Genomic DNA, 18281 nt, shown 5'->3' on the forward strand with positions numbered 1-18281 from the left:
TAGCTTTTAATACTTAAAGAAGTTCTTTCACCTTCTAAGATTTTACAAAGAAAAAACATGAAGATCTTTTAAGATCTTCATGTTCGCTGGAAAAGAGGATTTTTTATGCTTCTACTTTATCCTTTTGACTGAAGTGAAGTGGTGGCGGAATCATCCATCCTTTTTCTTTGATAAGATTTAGATATTTAGCTCCGAGTGCTGCCTTACTTGTGTGAAACTGTCCAAACATCATTGCAATATCTTCTCTAATGGATTGACCCATAATTCCACTACACGTTACTAATCCAGCTGCAATTTTCTCTGAGGCTGATATCGCTATATCCGGATCTGCTAACTTCGCACCTACAGGAATATCATTTACATCTACTTTGGGAGGTTCTGGAGCAGATGGTGGCACAGCAACACCATTTTCTAAAAGTAACTCAGATACCTTTTTTACTTCGGATTGACCTAATTCAATTGATTCCTTTAACAATTTCTTTAGGTCACTATCTCCTGCATGATTTAATAATACCTGCGCTTCAGCAATTGCTTTATTAGACATCATGACAAAATTCCAAGTACTGAATACTTCTCCGTAATGCATTGGCTCTTCTTTTGGATTTCCTGATAATATGCCCATTTTGTGCCCCCTTTTTTTTGATACTTTAAAAGGGTTTGCTTAACCACTTCATTCTATTCTAATTACTTTTAGATAACATAAAAAAGAGGACATGGATGAATTCACGCCCTCTTTATACCTAGAGACAATAACTGATTAGAACACTATGTAGAGTGGGTCAAACACCCACTCTTTCGCACTAAAAATTTACTTGCATCTCTGTTTCTTCGATTACTATTTCTAATTGTTTAATTTCTTCCTCGATTGTTGCGGATAGATGACTTTTATCATTCGGCATTTTCCCCTGTAACATCTTGAGGAATTGAATATCACGTTGAAATAGCTCTCGATCTATGTGATTTAACATAGATATCCTCCTCAGATTGGTTTGGTCGATACCTATGTTTTTATATACCCTTAATCAAGCCACGAAAACTTACTAGCGTATTCAAGCAGGTTAGGGCGAATTTCAATTAGGCTCTGTATGATCTTTTCGTTCCTTTTCATCTCGATCTCGGTTTTGTTTTGTTTTTTCTTGTTTCTCAGTGTAGCTTCTCTGATTTGCGGTGTTCTGAGGGTAGCTAGTATCTGTGTGATCCTTTCGTTCCTCATCATCTCGATCCCTATTTTCCATCGTTTCTTCTTGTGCATCTGTGTTACTTCTTTCCTCTTCTGATTTCGGCTCATTCACGGTCTTTTCTTCTCTCATTTTTTTATAGTCGGAGCGTTCGCCATGCCAAATTAAATCAAAGATTGCTCTCCCATTTGTAGGCTGACCATCCGGCAAGTAAACAGGAATGACATCAAATAGGACAAAATAAAAGCAATAGAACACAAAGGTGGTCCAAAATATATTATCTGAGAGAGTTCCTTGTAAAATTAGCCAATTCACTAATATAGCACAAAAAGAAGTTGTTAAAATTGGAGAAATATAAATAAATGCGTGCCAAAACTTTGTACTCGGGCGTAGTTCATCATATTCCATCCAGCTATACATAAAAAAGTATCTCCTTACTTCTAACGTATGCCATTTAAAAAGTGTTGGTCCACTGCCAACAATAAGCTTTTTATTCGTCCCTCCGAGTAATGTCGCTGCAATATAATAACCAGACTCCCTAATTACGGTGACTAGGGGCAGAATAAATAGCGCAGCCATAAACAACCTTAACCAATCCATCAAACTAAACAAAGTCCTCCCCCTCCCATTATTATTCTTTATCTATGTGGGTCTTAACCGTAACGAAAAGCCCCCCAATTGGAGAGCTCCATCGTTAAAAATGGTTTGACATTCCTATGCCTTCTTTGCAACTTTAATCTCATAATCACCGATGGTTTCATTTTCTTTTATCAGTTGACCTTCATTTACCATGCTATCAATGATTTCAAATGCTTCAAACGACTCTAAATTTCTGGATTGAATGATCTCTTCAGCTACGTCTAGTTTCGATGTATTTCCTTTTTGGACAATCTCTATAATCTCTTCCTCAATATTGTGCTTGTCTGCCATCATCATAACCTCCGTTTTTTTCATCTAGATACCCTTTTTAGAGAGGGCAAAACCAATTTTATTTATGTTTTATCCCTCTCGCATCAGGGAATGTAGAGATAGACGAATTAACTAGGAGGAAATCATGAGCGTGACAAGCAGCAAATTATTAGATGGTATTATTGCCGGGTTAGTTACGGCTGTATTATTAGCAATGAAAGATCTTGTTATCTATCAACAGGTGAATTGGACTATCACTTTAGCCATTGCGGCAACTGCGTTTTTATTGTGGTCTCTTGCACTTCCGTTGTTAAGAAAGCAACTTAGTAAATCAAGTAAAAGAGTGGCAGGATAATAGCTATTGACCTAATTAACTTTATTTTATTTTTTTCATTTCCTGAGAAAGCTCAAGGGGCTCCACTCCCCAAAATACAATAAGACCATTTGCGTCTTCCGCAAATGGTCTTATTTAAAAAATAATATTAAGTAGCAACCAAAATCCAGCTCCCGCTACACCTGCAAGAAATGATGTGATTACTGTTTCGAGTTGAAGTTTTTTGTGGTTTACAATATCAAGAATGATCCATCCTAAAAAGATAGCCACTCCAAAGATAATCGCTGTGCTCATTTAATTCCCCGCATCCTACATTTTTCATCATCATACCAGTTGATTCTGATTATGACAACTTCATCATGGAAGAAGAACGGTTTCGACCTCTTTTACTAAATTCTCAGCAATAGGTACGTATTTATCGCTCACATCTCCATCCTTATTTACCGGCTCTTGAAACTGATTAATTAGGCCGCTTACCTGGATAGGGACGGTACCACTGGATATATTGTCATCAAGGTCTTCTTGGTAATTATGCTTTAATATAAATGGTGTATCCAGAATCACGGTTGTTCCCTTTTGTCCAAGCTCTCCATATTCAGTGCGAAAAGGGACACGGAGAAAAGTATAACCCTGATCTTGATCAATGGTATAGTCAAAATATCCATGATCATATTCCCAATTACTTCCGATTGTATATCCGAGGGGTTTTAACAGGGCTTCTAATGTCTCAAATTTAAAGGACTTTCCTTCTATCGTTGACTGTATGGGAATCATCGTCATAGGCTCCTTTATCTTTACATCTGTATTGTCATATTAGTATGTCAGCTATGCTAGAAAATATGTAAGGGTAGGTAGATGGGATATAAGGTGTATGTATTTGAGAGTGTAGGCACTCTCTCACGTCAAGGGGGGGGGGAGCGTTTAATGGAGCGAATTATTTAAGACATCTTCTAAAAAAAGAATGTCGTATTGAATACATTCTTTAAGTGTGGCGTTGGTGGATTCTAGGTACTCAAGTTTCAGTTTACTTAGTTCACGTGTAAACATAACGATGTCATGCTCTTCAATCATACTTGTACTCTCCTATTTAGAAAGACTATAGTTCGTCTATTCCCCGTAATCATTATTTTACACATTAATTTTAACTAAAAACCTTAAATATATACATCCTATTAGAAACTGCTGGTCATTTACTATACACTTAGGATATGATGTTTTTTTAACGGGGGTTATTTATAAATGAAGAAATACGCCGAAGGAATTGCGATTATTTTTGGATTAATTATAGGTATGGTTGTTGGACTAAGCACGGGCAACATTGCTCTTGGGATAGGTGTTGGTATTGTTGTCGGAGTGGTTGGAACAGTGTTATTGTCAAGAAAGCAAAATAGTTAAGTACTTGATAGGACAGAATTGTATTTTCGCTACAAGAAGAGCCGAACCATTATGTAAACACATTGTGGTTCGGCTCTTGTGTTGATTAGTTTATGTTTGGTAGGACCGAGCTGGTTCAGTTCCAGCCAGTCTAATTAAAGACGTTTTTCTAGCTCTTCTCTTTCTTTCTCATATCCTTTTTTTCCAAGTAAGGCAAACATGTTTCGCTTGTAATCTTCAACCCCAGGCTGATTAAATGGATTTACTCCAAGTAAATAACCACTGATTGCGCAAGCTTTTTCAAAGAAATAAACAAGATATCCAAAATGATATTCATTCAGTTCAGGGATGTTAACCACTAAATTTGGTACTCCGCCATCTGTATGAGCAAGCATCGTTCCCTGGAAGGCTTTTTTGTTTACAAAGTCCATCGTTTGACCTGATAAGTAATTTAATCCGTCTAAGTCCGCTTCAGCTCTATCAATCGTAATTTCTTCACGCACCGTTTGCACATTTAAAACCGTTTCAAATAAATCTCTGCGACCGTCCTGCACGTACTGCCCCATTGAATGTAAATCAGTAGAGAAGTCTACGGAAGCAGGGAAAATTCCTTTTTGGTCCTTGCCCTCACTCTCTCCAAAAAGCTGTTTCCACCATTCAGAAACAAAGTGAAGAGATGGCTCATAGTTCACAAATAACTCGATCGTTTTCCCTTTATTGTAAAGAAGGTTTCTGATAGCTGCATATTGATACGCTTCATTTTCTTCTAGCTTAGGGTTGCTATATGCCGTTCGAGCTGCTGCTGCACCCTCCATCATCGACTGAATATTTAATCCGCTAGCTGCGATCGGAAGTAAACCAACAGCTGTTAAAACAGAGAAGCGTCCGCCCACATCATCAGGAATAACAAAGGATTCATATCCTTCCTCCGTCGCTAGAGTCTTTAGTGCACCGCGTTTACTATCTGTCGTAGCGTAAATTCGTTTACGTGCTTCGGCTTTTCCGTATTTCTGTTCAAGGAATTCACGGAAAATCCTAAATGCAATCGCTGGCTCCGTCGTTGTGCCTGATTTAGAAATAACGTTCACAGAGACGTCCTTATCTTTTAGAAGGTCAAATAGATCCTTAACATAGGTAGAGCTGATGTTTTGCCCTACAAAAAAGATTTGAGGAGCTTTGCGGTCTTCTGCTGTAAGTGTGTTATAGAAGCTATGTGTTAGAGCTTCAATTGCTGCACGTGCTCCAAGATAGGAGCCGCCAATCCCTACAACTAGCAATACATCGGAATCCTTTCTGATTTTTGCTGCTGCTTTTTCAATTCGAGAAAATTCTTCTTTATCGTAGTTTACAGGCAAATCAATCCAACCTAAATAATCACTTCCGACTCCAGTTCCATTATGCAAAGAGTGGTGTGCTGTTTCAACAGCTGGTGCAAGATTATTCACCTCTTGCTCATTAAAAAAATCAAGTGCTTGCGAATATTGAAATGACATGTTCTCCATTTAGTGAAGAACCTCCCTTACGTTTAAATATGTATATAACCACTTTACCGAACACACGCACAAAAGACAAGCGCTTGGTTCTCACAAAAAATGGGCGGGAATTTACCCCGCCGTAAAAAAACTCCACTATTCATTTAAAGCATTGTTGATTAAAGAGCCGCAGTTAAAATACGCTGCACATCTTTTTCCTGTAGTACAGCATAATTACCAAATTGACCATTCTCAGCCGCGATTCCAGACATACGCTCGATTTGACTCTCATCGATGTCGTAATCAGCTAAACGATTTGGTGCACCTAAGCTTGACCAGAATTCGCTTAACTTCTGAATACCTTCTTCAGCAATCTGCTCGTCCGTTTTTCCTTCAGGGTTTACTTGAAGAACGCGGGTAGCAAGCTGTACATGTCGGTTTAAACCAACACTCATGCTATTTCGAAGCCAGTGTGGAAAAATAATGGCCAGCCCACCTGCGTGTGGAATGTCCGAGATAGCCGAAACTGCGTGCTCAATATTATGAGAGCCCCAATCTCCTCTAGCACCCATTTGTGTTATTCCGTTAAGAGCCATCGTCCCACTATAAAGAATGGTCCCTCTGTGCTCTAGATTTTCTAGGTTATCCAACAGCTTAGGTGCTGTTTCCATAACAGTTAAAAGGATGGATTCGCAAATACGGTCCTGTAATGGCGTATTTTCCACCTGATGAAAATAAGCTTCTAATACATGGCTCATCATATCAACGATACCATACACCGTCTGATCTTGAGGAACACTCACTGTGTTTTTGGGATCAAGGATAGAGAATGTCGGATAAGAAAAAGGACTGCCCCAGCCAACTTTTTGATTTGTTTCCCAGTTGGTAATTACAGAACCTGCGTTCATTTCGGATCCTGTAGCTGCCAAGGTAAGAATTGTACCAAAAGGAAGTGCTCCAGTCGCCGTTTCTTTTTTAGTAATAATATCCCAGATGTCTCCATCATATTGTGCGCCTACAGCAATAGCTTTCGTTGCATCAATCACACTTCCGCCGCCTACAGCAAGAATAAAGCCTACATTATGCTGTTTACATAGTTCAATTCCTTTTCGTACGGTTGTTAAGCGTGGATTTGGTTCAACACCTGCTAGCTCAATGACCTCAGCATTCACCTGCTCTAATTGTGAAAGAACTCGGTCATATAGACCATTTTTCTTGATGCTGCCTCCACCATATACAAGTAAAATGCTCTCGTTTTTAGGGAGCTGTGTGGCAAGTTCATTTGTCTGATCAATTCCGTAGATTAATTTCGTTGGATTATAAAACGTAAATGCGTCCATTCTGTTACGCCTCCTCTGCTTTCTATTGAATATCCTAATCCAGTTCATAATCATCTGTAAAGAAACTTGCTCTGTGCTATTGTACTCACATTTTTGCGACTCACACATTGTTATGCATAATTTCCTCTATAGTTCCTCATTCTAAAGGAGAAGCACACCCTCACATCGATGGTTGTGCAAATCCTACAACAACGGAGGTGATTGATGTGAGTGGCATTCAACGGACTGCTCTAGTTCTGGCTATTATTGGGGCAATCAACTGGGGACTTATTGGTTTTTTCCGATTTGACTTAGTCGCTGCTTTATTTGGTGGTCAGGCAGCAGCATTTTCAAGAGTGATTTATGCTTTAGTTGGTCTGGCAGGTTTATATTGTATCTCTATTCTGTTTAAGCCAGATGAAGAAATCGAGCGTATCCCTGAAACAGAACGTTAACGGATATAATGGCATAGAGGTGTACCTTGGTGCGCCTCTATTTTGTTAACAAAAAAAGAACCTCTACCGATGTAGAGATTCTTTTATTTCTTAATCCTTATTTCTTTGCACGTTTGTTAAGATCGGCTTGGATCTCGTTAGACTGCTTTAACCATTCTTTAAGCTTGTCTTCAAGCGTGTTAAAGCCTTGTTGTTTTTGTTGCTGAGCTGGTTTACGTGAACCGCCACCACCGTAGCTTCCACCGCCGCCGCTTGGACGTGGCTTGCTTGCCGGACGAGCTGGTGCTTCTTGAGTTGCACGGATAGATAAAGAAATTTTTCCTGAGTTCTCGTCTACAGAAATGACTTTTACTTTTACTTCATCTCCAACTGTAAGGACATCATTAATATCCTTAACAAAGCCGTGAGCCACCTCCGAAATGTGTACTAACCCCTGCTTCTGCTCATCAATTGCAATAAAGGCTCCAAACGGTTTAATACCCGTAACTTTACCTTCAATGATACTTCCTACTTCATAATTAGCCATGCACATACATCTCCCAACTATTTTTTAACCTTTTGATTTTAACATAGGTTTTGAAATTATGCAAAAAGCATTTAAAGACTAAAAATTATTATAATTACATTTTTTTCATTGCTTTTGCTACCCTGAGTCTATTGGATTTTAACCAAAGCTTTTTGAAAGAGGTATACCAAGTTAGGTTGTTCTATACTCGCTCCCTGGATGAGGGCACGCTTTCCGAGGGCGGGCGTTGAACTAAACTGGCTTTGCCAGTGTATTTCAACCCTGCCCGTAATTCCCTTCGGAGTCGGCCACTCATCCCGTCCGCTAAGTTAAGATATTATCCAACAATTAACCCCCACAGGATCCTAAACCTCTTTATAGAAAACTTGTCCACCTTTTATGATTGCTTCTTGGAGGTCAATGTTTAATTCTTGCTTTAATTGATTTAGCTTATAGGCTTGGCGTGGTTCGATTAGTGTGTATACTTGCCCTGATTGACCGGCTCTTCCGGTTCGGCCGGCTCGGTGTAGGTAAGAATCTGATTCTTTTGGTGCATCTAGTTGTATGATATGTGTCACTTCTGTTACATCTAATCCCCTGGCAGCTAAATCCGTTGCGACAAGAATATTTAATTCGGACTTCCGAAAAGCGGTTAGAGCTTTTTCTCTTTCTACTTTTGTGCTTTCAGATGACAAAGAGGCTGCTTTTAACCCTCGATACACTAATTTTTCCGTTGTTTCAACAAGTCGCTCAAGCTGGTTTACGAAAACAATTCCTCTTTGGATGTCTTCTGCATGAATGAGCTTTCGCACCGTATCAATTTTATCCCGTGCCTCTGTTTGTATATAAAAGTGTGATACCGACTCTTGGTTAATGTCTTCTCCATCTGCTTCAAGCTCAATTGTGAATGGTGCAAACCCTTCAATTTTTTCTTGTAGACCTTGAGGGATTGTTGCTGAGACAAATAAGAACTGCTTGTCTCGCCCAATTCGTTTTGAAATTTCAGTAACAGCTGACCAGGAAGTTGTCTCCCCAAGCATGCGATCTGCTTCGTCCACGGTAACCGTCACAACATCTTTTAGTTTTAATTTCTTTAAGTTAATGAGCTCTAATAAGCGTCCAGGTGTGCCAATCACCACTTGTGGTTTTTGCTTCTTTAGCTTTTCAAGCTGGCGGTTAATGTTAGCTCCACCAATGAAAGCAGCCACGTGAATAGGTTGATCCGCTACAAGTTGTTTAGCGACTTCATATATTTGCATGGATAGCTCTTGAGTTGGCGCTAATATGATAACTTGTAGCCCTTTTTGAGTAGCATCTAAACGCGTGAGAGCAGGGAGTAGATAAGCTAATGTTTTCCCCGTACCCGTTTGAGAGCGTGCGATAATACTTTGACCCTCAAGAGCTTCGGGAATCATTTTCTGTTGAATATCCGTCGGTTCGCTAATATTCATTTGTGCCAATGCTTGTTTTACATACTTGGGTAATACATCAGATTGAAATAGATTTGTCATGAATCCTTACTCACACCTTTTATTATTTATCTAACGAGCTTCTCTTCTCATTGAACGTGCTTCATCCTCTGTCATCATACCGAGTTGATTGATAAAGCTTTGCGCAAAAGAACCAAAGCCTTCTTTCTTTGTCTCTTGAAACGCTTTTTCTGCAGCCACGCCATAATATGAAACGGCTGATGCAGCTGTTTCTACATCATCCTTACGGTCTGATACGGCTGCAAATGCAGCAACGACTCCACCAAGTAAGCATCCTGCTCCAACAATTTTGGTTAGCCACTCATGTCCATTAGCGATCGTTTGTACGTTTGAGCCGTCTGTAATCACATCAATATCACCCGTCACTACAGCAATACATTGGTACGTGTTTGCTAACTGTTTGGCTACCTCCAGCTTGTCTCCTTCTAGAGACCCATCGACCCCTTTTACAGTGCCTTCTAATCCTAATAAGGCTGCCGCTTCACCAGCATTACCACGTATGATTGTAACGTCCACTTCCTCAAGTATCTGATGGCAGATTTGAGTACGAAAAGGCGTAGCCCCCGCTCCAACAGGGTCTAAAATAACCGGCTTCCCTGCTTTATTTGCGGCTTTTCCTGCAAGAATCATGGCATGAGCCAGTTCAACAGAGGGTGTACCAATGTTTAATAACAGTGCACCCGCTGCACCCGCCATATCCTCTACCTCTTCCTTTGCATAGGCCATAACGGGGGAAGCACCTAAAGCTAACAGTCCATTGGCTGTAAATGTTGTGACCACCATATTGGTCATACAATGAACCAACGGATTTATTTCTTTCACTTTATTCAGCACATCTTTTACCTCCTGTCATTCACACGGAAAGAAACCGCTTATTAGACTACCCTAATAAGCAGTTTTCTTTACTTATATTTTGTTAAAAAACGATCCAAACGCGTCATTGCCTCTTTAAGGTGATCCATGGATGTGGCATAGGAACAACGAATATAGCCTTCTCCACCTTCTCCAAATACATGCCCCGGAACTACAGCCACTCTTTCTTCAAGAAGTAATCGTTCAGCAAATTCTTCCGAAGTAAAACCCGTACTCCCGACTGAAGGAAAGGCATAAAACGCTCCACCAGGTGAGTGGCAAGGCAATCCAATTTCTGCAAACGATTTTACAACATAATTTCTACGTTGCCTGTAGGAGTTTCGCATTTGCTCTACATCTTCCATGCCATTCTCCAATGCCTCAATCGCACCATATTGAGCCATAGTTGGCGCACACATTAAGGTGTATTGATGAATTTTTAACATAGCTGCTAAAATATCAGGAGGAGCAAGAACAAAGCCAAGACGCCAACCAGTCATTGCGAACGCCTTAGAGAAACCGGAAATTAAAATCGTTCGATCTTTCATTCCATCCAATTCTGCGATGCTACAATGTTCTTCATCATAAGAAAGTTCAGCATAAATTTCATCTGAAAAAACAAGTAAATTATGTTCGTTTGCGAGTGCCGATAGTTCCTTTAATTCTTCTTTGGTCATCGTCGAACCTGTAGGATTGTTTGGAAAACAAATCATAAGCGCCTTTGTTCTTGGAGTGATCGCCTCTTTAATTTGCTCTGCTGTCACCTTAAATTGGTTCTCTACGCCCGTACGAACTGGAACGGGAACCCCTCCAGCCATAGATACAAGTGAACGATAGGATACAAACGTTGGCTCCACAATAATCACTTCATCCCCAGGGTTCAGAATGGCACGCATACCAATATCAATGGCTTCACTAGCACCTACAGTCACCAAAACCTCTGTTTCAGGATCGTAGCTGACTGAAAAACGATCTTGCATATAATCAGAAATCGCTTTACGCAATTCTATTACGCCTGCATTAGCTGAATATGAAGTAAATCCTCGTTCTAAGGAAGATATGCTCGCCTCTCTTACCTTCCATGGCGTGACATAATCTGGCTCTCCTACGCCTAGTGATATCACATTCTCCATCGTGGAAGCTAAATCAAAAAAACGGCGAATGCCAGACGGAGGAATTTCTTGAACACGCTGTGATAATCTAGATGTTTGATTTATACTAATTGAACTCATGGAGACACCACCATACGACGATCTTTATCTGGTTCATCAAAAACCACACCATCATGCTTATATTTCTTCAACTGAAAATGAGTGGTTGTGGAAATAACAGAGTCAATCGTTGATAATTTATCTGATACAAAGCGCGCACTCTCAGACATTGTTTTGCTTTCTATCACAACGGAGAGGTCATATGCTCCTGACATTAAATACAATGCCTGAACCTCAGGAAATCGATAAATTCGTTCAGCCACTTCATCAAAACCAACTCCGCGTTTTGGTGTTACTTTAACATCTATAACTGCTGTAATCCCTTCTTGATCACGGACTTTTGCCCAATCAATGACCGCCGAATAACTGAGGATCACTCTTTCTTTTTCCAGCTCAGCTAGATATTGCTTTACTTCTTCTTCTGTAGCATCTACCATCTTAGCTAAGATCGGAATTTCTATTCGACCATTTGATTCTATAATTTGAAGGATTTCAATCGCTTTTGAATCCATTTGTATAACTTCCCTTCCTGCTCCAGAATGTTACCGTTGGTTTTTGTATATCATAACATAGCGGACAATTTGGAACGAACACTCTTTATGACTTTTTAATCTTTTATATAGTTACTTGGAGGTGGACACAATCGAAAATACATCAAATACCAAAAATAAAACAGCGTTAATTATAATCGATATGATTAATGCGATGGACTTTGAAGATGCGAATGATCTTTATGAACATGCTTACCCGTGTGCAGAGCGAATTGCGGAGCTTAAAAGAAGAGCCAAAGATGCCGGCATCCCGACTATTTATGTAAATGATAATTACGGTCGGTGGCAGTCGGATTTTAAAGAGATTGTGGAATATATTATTGAGGAGGACAAGTTAGGCAAATCGATTACTGAGCTGCTGAAGCCAGCTGAAGAGGATTATTTTGTCTTAAAGCCTAAATTCTCTGGATTTTTCGCCACCCCTCTCCACCTTCTTCTAGAACACTTAAAGGTGGAAACGGTCATTTTAACTGGCGTTGCGGGAAATATGTGTGTACATTTTACAGCAAATGATGCCTACATGCGAGATTACAAACTCTATGTACCAGAAGATTGTACAGCTTCTAATACTCTCTCAGCAAACAAAGAAGCCCTCCACCTAATCCGAGATGTCCTAAAAGGCAACATCACTTCATCCACAGAGCTTAGGTTTAACGGGGATACAACGGAGGATATTCAGGAGCAAGGTGGGAAGAAGGAATAGTTAGAGTCAATTAGTGCTTGCTAAATCAAACAAATTCTTGTGAAAGAATGTTATGTAGACGTTAGTGTCATCTCTCATACACTGATCACTTTACCTGCTACTCTCACCAAGCGGACGAAAATGGTGGCCTAGACCTGGGGGATGAAAAACAGGCCACCGAAAAAGTCATGTAGAAATGAGCTGAATGGCGTCGCTCCAGGAGAACCCTTCGCTTTCCGCGGGAACGGCCTCAGCCCTCGAAGTGGAAAACCGCCACTTCGATGTCTTCAGACACGTTCTGTTCCGCAGGAGTCTACGGGTTCTCCTTCCGCTATCGTTCTAACTTAAACTATTGAAGAATGTTCGCAGTCTTATAAAGATCGTTTTTCAGTGACCTCGATAAAAAATTCATTATTGAGATAAGGTGGCGGAGCCAGATTACCGCGGGTACTCCCGCGGTAATCATGTCCCCATTTGGGAGCGCCGGACGAAGAGCCGATACTCAGATATTCTCCAATTACTTATGCATGCGAAGTGAATTTCTGGAACAACCTCCTCGCTCATTCATTTTATGCAACAAAAAAAGCTGAACAATTAAATTGTTCAGCTTTTCTAATAGTCCCAACCAAAAGACTCTTTATTTGTAGATTTCCTGTAAGGAATCTTTATCCTGCGATAACCAGTATTTCATTAATTTCTTTGATCCCTCTAAATCATGTAACTTCGCTTGACCGCATTGTTTTTCTGTTGCAGCAGGAACTTCGTCAATCTTTACCGAATACTCCATAGTCTTCTCAAGCACATCAATAATCTCACTCACTGTTGGAGTTCCGTGCATAATAAGGTAAAAGCCAGTTTGGCAACCCATAGGAGAAAGATCAACCACATCAAAATGGTCATACTCTTCAGCAAACCGTCGGATATTTAATGCAAGCAAATGCTCCATCGTGTGAATAACGTCCGGTTTCATTGCGCCTTTATTTGGCTGCATAAAGCGGATATCAAACTTCCGAACCTCACCATCAGAGCCTACCTTAATTGTGCCACAAGGACGAACAAATGGTGCCTTCACAATCGTATGATCTAGCTCAAAGCTTTCCACTGTTGGCAAGCTAATCACTCCTTTAATATGATTTCATCAAGTATATCTAACCCGTTTCCATTTGTCATTGGTCTTGCTTCAGAAAGCTGGTCTCTTCCTTGTCGACTTGATGCAGATCCGTAAAGCTCTTAAGTTCTTCAATATATCCATCAGGCCTAAAGCGGTGAAGCTTTACTCGAAACCCTTTATGCAGCTCTACTAAAGCTAGGGTCTGGCGAATGGACGTAATAAACGTGATTCGTTTCATAGAAGATGCAGGAATCTCTCTATTTAGTGCTCTGAGACCTGCAAGGTACCAAGAAAACGTAATACTGTTCTCGTTAATAGACAAAGTATAATGTGAGAACATAATCACAGCAAAAATAGCAGCAACCACCACAGCCAGAAGCTGGTACACTCCGTCTAAGAAAAACGCATAAACCAGTGAAGTAATTAGTAACAACAACCACAGAAATTTAGATTCTTTCGCCTTATACATAATAGGTAACCTACTCCCCCTATCAAAATCAGTCAACGTCTATTATACAGGAGTTTAGTATCATGAAAAGAAGGGGATTTATTCAAAAGAGCTATTATAACTTATTTTTCAAAGGATGATGCATATGAGAAGGCGCTCATTTTCTAAACAACTGATAACTAAATTAAAAACAGATCCTATTCCAGATTGGTCCGCCACACTTGCTTACTATTTTATGCTCTCTATCTTTCCATTAATCATCTTTTTACTCGCCATTGTTCCGTATTTCAACCTAGATAATACGGAAATAGAAGGTTTTATTGGTGATTATCTACCCGAGGAAATTGCTACGCTTTTCTCCTCAACGATCATTGAAACAGTAAACGAACCTTCTGGAGGCTTGCTCTCATTCGGTATCTTAGCTACCATTTGGTCCGCATCTAACGGTCTTAATGCACTTATTAGAGCGATCAACCGCTCTTACGACATTGAAGAAACGCGGAACTTTATTAAATTGCGGCTCTTTTCCATTATTATGACTGTTGGTATGATTGTCACAATTGTTATTACTTTGGTTATGCCGGTTTTTGGCAATGTTATCATTGGATTCTTAGAGAGCTATATGGCTCTACCTCAAGAAACCTCTTCTTTCTTAAATGTCCTGCGCTATGTGATTGGCATTGGCTTTATGATCTTGCTGTTAACTTTGCTATATTGGATCTCTCCAAATGTAAAGCTACGAATTAAAGAGGTTATTGTTGGAGCAGTTGTTGCTACATTGGGATGGCAGCTAGTATCCTTATTCTTTTCAATCTATGTAAGCAACTTCGGTAACTATTCAGCCACTTACGGAAGTTTGGGTGGTGTCATCATCCTCATGCTTTGGTTCTTTATCACAGGAATTATGCTGGTACTTGGAGGTCAGATTAACGCTGTCATTTACCAACGCAAACGGTTCCTCTAAAAAATATTTTGTATTGATGTATAATTTCTTTTTCAATGGGAAACGATGGTAGCAGATCGTATCTAGAAAAAGGAGTTGTAAAACAATGAATAAATCAGAACTTATCTCTGCTGTTGCAGAACGCTCTGAGTTAACAAAAAAAGATGCTGGACTCGCGATTCAATCAGCTTTTGATATCATTTCTGAGTCGCTTGAAAAGGGTGAAACCGTTCAGTTAATTGGGTTTGGAAACTTTGAAGTGAGAGAACGCGCAGCCAGGAAAGGACGTAACCCTCAAACAGGGGAAGAGATTAATATTGCTGCTACCAAAACTCCTGCTTTTAAAGCCGGAAAACAATTAAAAGATGCAGTAAAATAACAAACCGTCCATTGGATAAGGATTAAATTCCCACTGCTTGAATACAAATAAGGAACGCTCCATTTTTTGAGCGTTCCTTATTTTAGTTGTCCATAAACAAGCATGTTATTGCATTATTTAGCGTGACTTGTTACAAGCTTTGTCAGTGTACGAGCCATTACACCTGTTGCACCAGCAGGTCCATTAATAGTTGGCTTGTCCTGCCAAGCTGTTCCGGCGATATCTAGGTGTACCCATGGTGTATTTTCTACAAATTCACCAATGAATAAGCCAGCGGTAATGCTTCCTCCCGCTCTTCCTGGAGAATTATTCAAGTCAGCCACATTACTTGTTTGTAGCATCTTTTTGTAAGGTTTATGGTTTGGAAGTCTCCAGATCCATTCTCCTGCCGCTTCAGACGCTTCGTTTACCTTTTGCATCCAGCTATCGTTATTACTGATGGCTCCTGTTGTGTAATCGCCTAGAGCAACAATCACTGCTCCTGTAAGAGTGGCAACATCAACAAGATAATCGACGCCAAGCTGTCGTGCATAGGCTACACCGTCTGCTAGGATTAGTCTTCCTTCAGCATCTGTATTTCGAATTTCAATCGTTTTTCCAGTCATGGTTCGAACAACGTCCCCAGGCTTTAAAGCGGAGCCATTAATCATATTCTCAGCAGAAGGGATAACTGCAACAACATTAACCGCTGGCTTCAATTGACCAATTGTCTCCATAGCACCAAGAACGGCACCTGCACCACCCATGTCCATTTTCATTTCGTGCATACCTGCAGCTGGTTTTAATGAAACACCACCTGCATCAAAGGTCATACCTTTTCCAACAAGACCAATGGCATTTTCCCATTTATCAGTTCCTTGATAGGTTAAGATGATCATTTTAGCAGGCTGGTCGCTTCCTGCTGTTACCGCAAGTAAGGCGCCCATGCCCAAACGTTTCATATCCTCTTCCTCAAGAACCTCAAGCTTAAAATCATAGCGCTGAGACAGCTTTAATGCTTCTTCAGCTAAGTCTGTTGGAGTTAATAGGTTAGCTGGCGTATTGACCAATGTGCGCGCATAATTAGTACCTTCTCCATAGGCTTTTCCTTCTTCAGCAGATGCTACAACCTGCTCATTGGATTCTGTATAGAATGTAACGGCTTCTACCTTTTTATCCGGTTTATTGGATTTGTCTTTGTAATCAACAACTTCATATGTACCTAACTCTAAACCTTCTCCGAATAAAAATGCCACCTCTTGTAAAGAAATTTCATCTGTCACAAAAGCATCCAGACTAACAGCAGCATGACCAACGCGGTCCTCTTTCAGCTTTTTGCCGACTTTGCCTACTAACTCACGAATGACTTCTGCATCTAGATCTTTCTTATCTCCAAGTCCAATAGTATAAATGGTTGGAGTTTGGGCTTGGTTGAATGTATAAAAAGAACGAAGCTCTCCTTTATCTGAAGAAAGCAATTGTTTCTTTTTTAGCTCTGTTAATTGATTGTGGATAAGCTGATCTAATGCAGCACCACCTGCATCAAGTTCCTTATTTTTTAATAAGCCAATAACGAGTACATCATGTGTAGATTCTTTAGTAAATTCTTTTGACTGTGTAAACAAATAAACTCCTCCTTTTGTTACTTTAGTATAACATGTTTTATGCTAAAACAACGTGCTGTACATCGCAAGCTCCCTTTTTAATCTAGTTATGGTCTGTGTTATAATATAATTGAAATTGTTAGTCTGTTCTGAGGAAAGGACGTTATTGCCAACATGGAGATTTTTCAAAACTTCCCCTTATGGTCTGCTTTAATTGCAATCATTGTGGCGCAATTTATTAAGATTCCATTAGCTTATTTCGCCACTAAGAAACTTAATTTCGAATTGTTTACTAGCACAGGAGGCATGCCAAGCTCTCACTCTGCGGCTGTCACTGCCCTTTCTACCGCAGTGGCTATTGAAATGGGTCTTGATTCTCCAGTATTTGCGGCAACGGCTATTCTCGGTATTATTGTTATGTTTGATGCGACAGGTGTCAGAAGGCATGCGGGTTATCATGCAACCGTCTTAAATCAGCTTGTTGCAGACTTTAACAAACTGGTTGATGAAGTGAAAACCTGGCCAAAAAAAGAAGACGCAGAGAAACTTAAGGAGCTACTCGGGCATCAACCAATTGAAGTGTTTTTTGGAGCATTGCTAGGTATCTTCATTACGCTAGGCTTGTATAACTGGATATTTTAATAATCAATCAAAAAAAAGCAGCGAACATCAGATATTGATGTCGCTGCTATTTTTTTATGGATCAATTTGCCCTCTAAATACTTGAACAGCTTCAGCCTCATTCATAGCCACAAGCTCTTCCTCTGATAGCGTACCTGTTCCTTCTTCGACAATAAAGACATCAAGCTCTTTTTTGCCCCATCGCTCGTAAACATCATCAACGGTATGATAATACAGATCTATTTTATTTCCTTTGATTGCTGAGCCAGTGTCAGCTACCACTCCATATCCATATCCGGGAATGTAAAGGACCGTCCCTATGGGAAACAGATTGGTATCAGCGGCAATCGTCGAATAGACATCTCTTGTAACCGGTACTCCAGAATATGTAATGCCATAGGCCTCGTCACTTGGAACTTTTCCAGTTGATTCATAGCCTGCTGTGTAGCCAGTTGCTTCCACTCTGTGTACTGGATATCTGCTCCAATCTTCTGCAAGATCGAGGCTATTCACTTCATTTGGTTCGGCTTCAACTTGGTTTGACAATGTGGCATGAGCTGTTTGATAGGAAGGTATCCACTTAGGTGAAAGAGCTAGTTCCTTATGACTATGGTGAGCCACAGGATACACGACCTGTTCAGACTTAATCATTTGGTTAGATGTCCACGTTTGTAAATGCTCCAATTTAACACCAGAAATAGTTGTAAAGGTCGACCATAAAGCAAGCATGACCAGCACACTCATGAACATACGACTTAACAAGCTTCTAGATGGACCGTTCGTTGGTCGATTCAAGAACACTCACTCCTCTCACAAAACAGCATCTCCTAAATAGAAGAGAAGTATTCATGTGAAAGAGGGGAG

At 40.2% G+C, this 18281-nt stretch carries 25 protein-coding genes; 7 read left to right on the top strand and 18 right to left on the bottom strand.

The window, feature by feature from the left end; all coding sequences use genetic code 11:
• Positions 1-103: 103 nt before the first annotated feature.
• From FN960_RS01075 to FN960_RS01085, 4 genes are all read right to left on the bottom strand, one after another.
• Positions 104-622, bottom strand: a complete 519-nt coding sequence (locus FN960_RS01075; RefSeq protein WP_143846523.1) for a DUF3231 family protein — start codon at positions 620-622, stop codon at positions 104-106.
• 178 nt (positions 623-800) lie between these two features.
• The gene (locus FN960_RS22650) at positions 801-968 is read right to left on the bottom strand and encodes a hypothetical protein (protein ID WP_185970852.1); all 168 of its coding nucleotides are present in this window, start codon (positions 966-968) and stop codon (positions 801-803) included.
• A gap of 102 nt (positions 969-1070) precedes the next feature.
• Positions 1071-1790, bottom strand: a complete 720-nt coding sequence (locus tag FN960_RS01080; protein ID WP_185970853.1) for a hypothetical protein — start codon at positions 1788-1790, stop codon at positions 1071-1073.
• A 102-nt stretch (positions 1791-1892) separates the two neighbouring features.
• On the bottom strand, positions 1893-2132 hold the full coding sequence (locus FN960_RS01085) for a hypothetical protein (RefSeq protein ID WP_143846524.1): 240 nt from the start codon (positions 2130-2132) through the stop codon (positions 1893-1895).
• Between the two features lie 100 nt (positions 2133-2232).
• Here FN960_RS01085 and FN960_RS01090 point away from each other — a divergent pair, with 100 nt between their 5' ends.
• Positions 2233-2442, top strand: a complete 210-nt coding sequence (locus FN960_RS01090) for a hypothetical protein (RefSeq protein WP_143846525.1) — start codon at positions 2233-2235, stop codon at positions 2440-2442.
• Positions 2443-2556: 114 nt separating this feature from the next.
• Here FN960_RS01090 and FN960_RS22655 read toward each other — a convergent pair whose 3' ends face one another.
• The 3 genes from FN960_RS22655 to FN960_RS22660 form a co-directional block, all read right to left on the bottom strand.
• Positions 2557-2715 carry a hypothetical protein gene (locus tag FN960_RS22655; protein ID WP_185970854.1) on the bottom strand — a complete coding sequence of 53 codons (159 nt, stop codon included), beginning with the start codon at positions 2713-2715 and terminating at the stop codon, positions 2557-2559.
• Positions 2716-2778: 63 nt separating this feature from the next.
• The gene (locus FN960_RS01095) at positions 2779-3195 is read right to left on the bottom strand and encodes a YugN-like family protein (RefSeq protein ID WP_143846526.1); all 417 of its coding nucleotides are present in this window, start codon (positions 3193-3195) and stop codon (positions 2779-2781) included.
• 147 nt (positions 3196-3342) lie between these two features.
• Positions 3343-3492, bottom strand: coding sequence for a hypothetical protein (locus FN960_RS22660; RefSeq protein ID WP_185970855.1), 150 nt, complete (start codon positions 3490-3492; stop codon positions 3343-3345).
• 168 nt (positions 3493-3660) lie between these two features.
• Between FN960_RS22660 and FN960_RS22665 the strand changes: the two genes are divergently transcribed.
• Complete coding sequence (locus tag FN960_RS22665) at positions 3661-3816, top strand: hypothetical protein (RefSeq protein WP_185970856.1); 156 nt, start codon at positions 3661-3663, stop codon at positions 3814-3816.
• Between the two features lie 134 nt (positions 3817-3950).
• Here FN960_RS22665 and FN960_RS01100 read toward each other — a convergent pair whose 3' ends face one another.
• Both FN960_RS01100 and FN960_RS01105 read right to left on the bottom strand, forming a co-directional pair.
• Positions 3951-5297: a glucose-6-phosphate isomerase gene (locus FN960_RS01100; protein ID WP_143846527.1), complete on the bottom strand. Its 1347-nt coding sequence runs from the start codon at positions 5295-5297 to the stop codon at positions 3951-3953.
• Positions 5298-5446: 149 nt separating this feature from the next.
• Complete coding sequence (locus FN960_RS01105; protein ID WP_143846528.1) at positions 5447-6607, bottom strand: iron-containing alcohol dehydrogenase; 1161 nt, start codon at positions 6605-6607, stop codon at positions 5447-5449.
• 206 nt (positions 6608-6813) lie between these two features.
• Between FN960_RS01105 and FN960_RS01110 the strand changes: the two genes are divergently transcribed.
• Complete coding sequence (locus FN960_RS01110) at positions 6814-7041, top strand: DUF378 domain-containing protein (RefSeq protein ID WP_143846529.1); 228 nt, start codon at positions 6814-6816, stop codon at positions 7039-7041.
• Between the two features lie 97 nt (positions 7042-7138).
• On the opposite strand, the gene yugI is transcribed toward FN960_RS01110, so the two are convergent.
• The 5 genes from yugI to FN960_RS01135 all read right to left on the bottom strand — a co-directional run bounded on the left by yugI (position 7139) and on the right by FN960_RS01135 (position 11611).
• The gene (gene yugI, locus FN960_RS01115) at positions 7139-7567 is read right to left on the bottom strand and encodes a S1 domain-containing post-transcriptional regulator GSP13 (RefSeq protein ID WP_143846530.1); all 429 of its coding nucleotides are present in this window, start codon (positions 7565-7567) and stop codon (positions 7139-7141) included.
• A gap of 344 nt (positions 7568-7911) precedes the next feature.
• Entirely contained in the window at positions 7912-9057 is a 1146-nt protein-coding gene (locus FN960_RS01120) for a DEAD/DEAH box helicase (protein WP_143846531.1), read from the bottom strand.
• A gap of 30 nt (positions 9058-9087) precedes the next feature.
• Positions 9088-9867, bottom strand: coding sequence for a hydroxyethylthiazole kinase (gene thiM / locus FN960_RS01125; RefSeq protein ID WP_143846956.1), 780 nt, complete (start codon positions 9865-9867; stop codon positions 9088-9090).
• A 71-nt stretch (positions 9868-9938) separates the two neighbouring features.
• Positions 9939-11120, bottom strand: a complete 1182-nt coding sequence (locus tag FN960_RS01130) for an aminotransferase (RefSeq protein ID WP_143846532.1) — start codon at positions 11118-11120, stop codon at positions 9939-9941.
• A complete protein-coding gene (locus FN960_RS01135) occupies positions 11117-11611 on the bottom strand; it encodes an Lrp/AsnC family transcriptional regulator (RefSeq protein WP_143846533.1) in 495 nt (164 codons plus the stop codon). Before FN960_RS01135 ends, FN960_RS01130 begins: the two co-directional genes overlap by 4 nt.
• Positions 11612-11732: 121 nt before the next feature.
• Between FN960_RS01135 and FN960_RS01140 the strand changes: the two genes are divergently transcribed.
• Positions 11733-12353: a cysteine hydrolase family protein gene (locus FN960_RS01140; RefSeq protein WP_260681885.1), complete on the top strand. Its 621-nt coding sequence runs from the start codon at positions 11733-11735 to the stop codon at positions 12351-12353.
• 616 nt (positions 12354-12969) lie between these two features.
• On the opposite strand, the gene FN960_RS01145 is transcribed toward FN960_RS01140, so the two are convergent.
• Both FN960_RS01145 and FN960_RS01150 read right to left on the bottom strand, forming a co-directional pair.
• Positions 12970-13443, bottom strand: coding sequence for an S-ribosylhomocysteine lyase (locus FN960_RS01145; RefSeq protein WP_143846534.1), 474 nt, complete (start codon positions 13441-13443; stop codon positions 12970-12972).
• 55 nt (positions 13444-13498) lie between these two features.
• Positions 13499-13912 carry a hypothetical protein gene (locus FN960_RS01150; protein WP_143846535.1) on the bottom strand — a complete coding sequence of 138 codons (414 nt, stop codon included), beginning with the start codon at positions 13910-13912 and terminating at the stop codon, positions 13499-13501.
• 124 nt (positions 13913-14036) lie between these two features.
• Here FN960_RS01150 and FN960_RS01155 point away from each other — a divergent pair, with 124 nt between their 5' ends.
• A complete protein-coding gene (locus tag FN960_RS01155; protein WP_143846536.1) occupies positions 14037-14855 on the top strand; it encodes a YihY/virulence factor BrkB family protein in 819 nt (272 codons plus the stop codon).
• Between the two features lie 85 nt (positions 14856-14940).
• Positions 14941-15213 (top strand): HU family DNA-binding protein, encoded by a 273-nt coding sequence (locus FN960_RS01160; protein ID WP_143846537.1) that lies wholly within the window; start codon positions 14941-14943, stop codon positions 15211-15213.
• Between the two features lie 113 nt (positions 15214-15326).
• On the opposite strand, the gene FN960_RS01165 is transcribed toward FN960_RS01160, so the two are convergent.
• Complete coding sequence (locus tag FN960_RS01165; RefSeq protein WP_143846538.1) at positions 15327-16817, bottom strand: leucyl aminopeptidase; 1491 nt, start codon at positions 16815-16817, stop codon at positions 15327-15329.
• A gap of 153 nt (positions 16818-16970) precedes the next feature.
• Between FN960_RS01165 and FN960_RS01170 the strand changes: the two genes are divergently transcribed.
• A complete protein-coding gene (locus tag FN960_RS01170) occupies positions 16971-17438 on the top strand; it encodes a divergent PAP2 family protein (RefSeq protein ID WP_143846539.1) in 468 nt (155 codons plus the stop codon).
• A 54-nt stretch (positions 17439-17492) separates the two neighbouring features.
• Here FN960_RS01170 and spsC read toward each other — a convergent pair whose 3' ends face one another.
• On the bottom strand, positions 17493-18212 hold the full coding sequence (gene spsC, locus FN960_RS01175) for a stationary phase survival protein SpsC (RefSeq protein WP_306461594.1): 720 nt from the start codon (positions 18210-18212) through the stop codon (positions 17493-17495).
• Positions 18213-18281 lie beyond the last annotated feature (69 nt).

This window comes from Alkalicoccobacillus porphyridii (genome assembly GCF_007293315.1).
GTDB classification, from domain to species: Bacteria; Bacillota; Bacilli; order Bacillales; family Bacillaceae_D; genus Alkalicoccobacillus; species Alkalicoccobacillus porphyridii.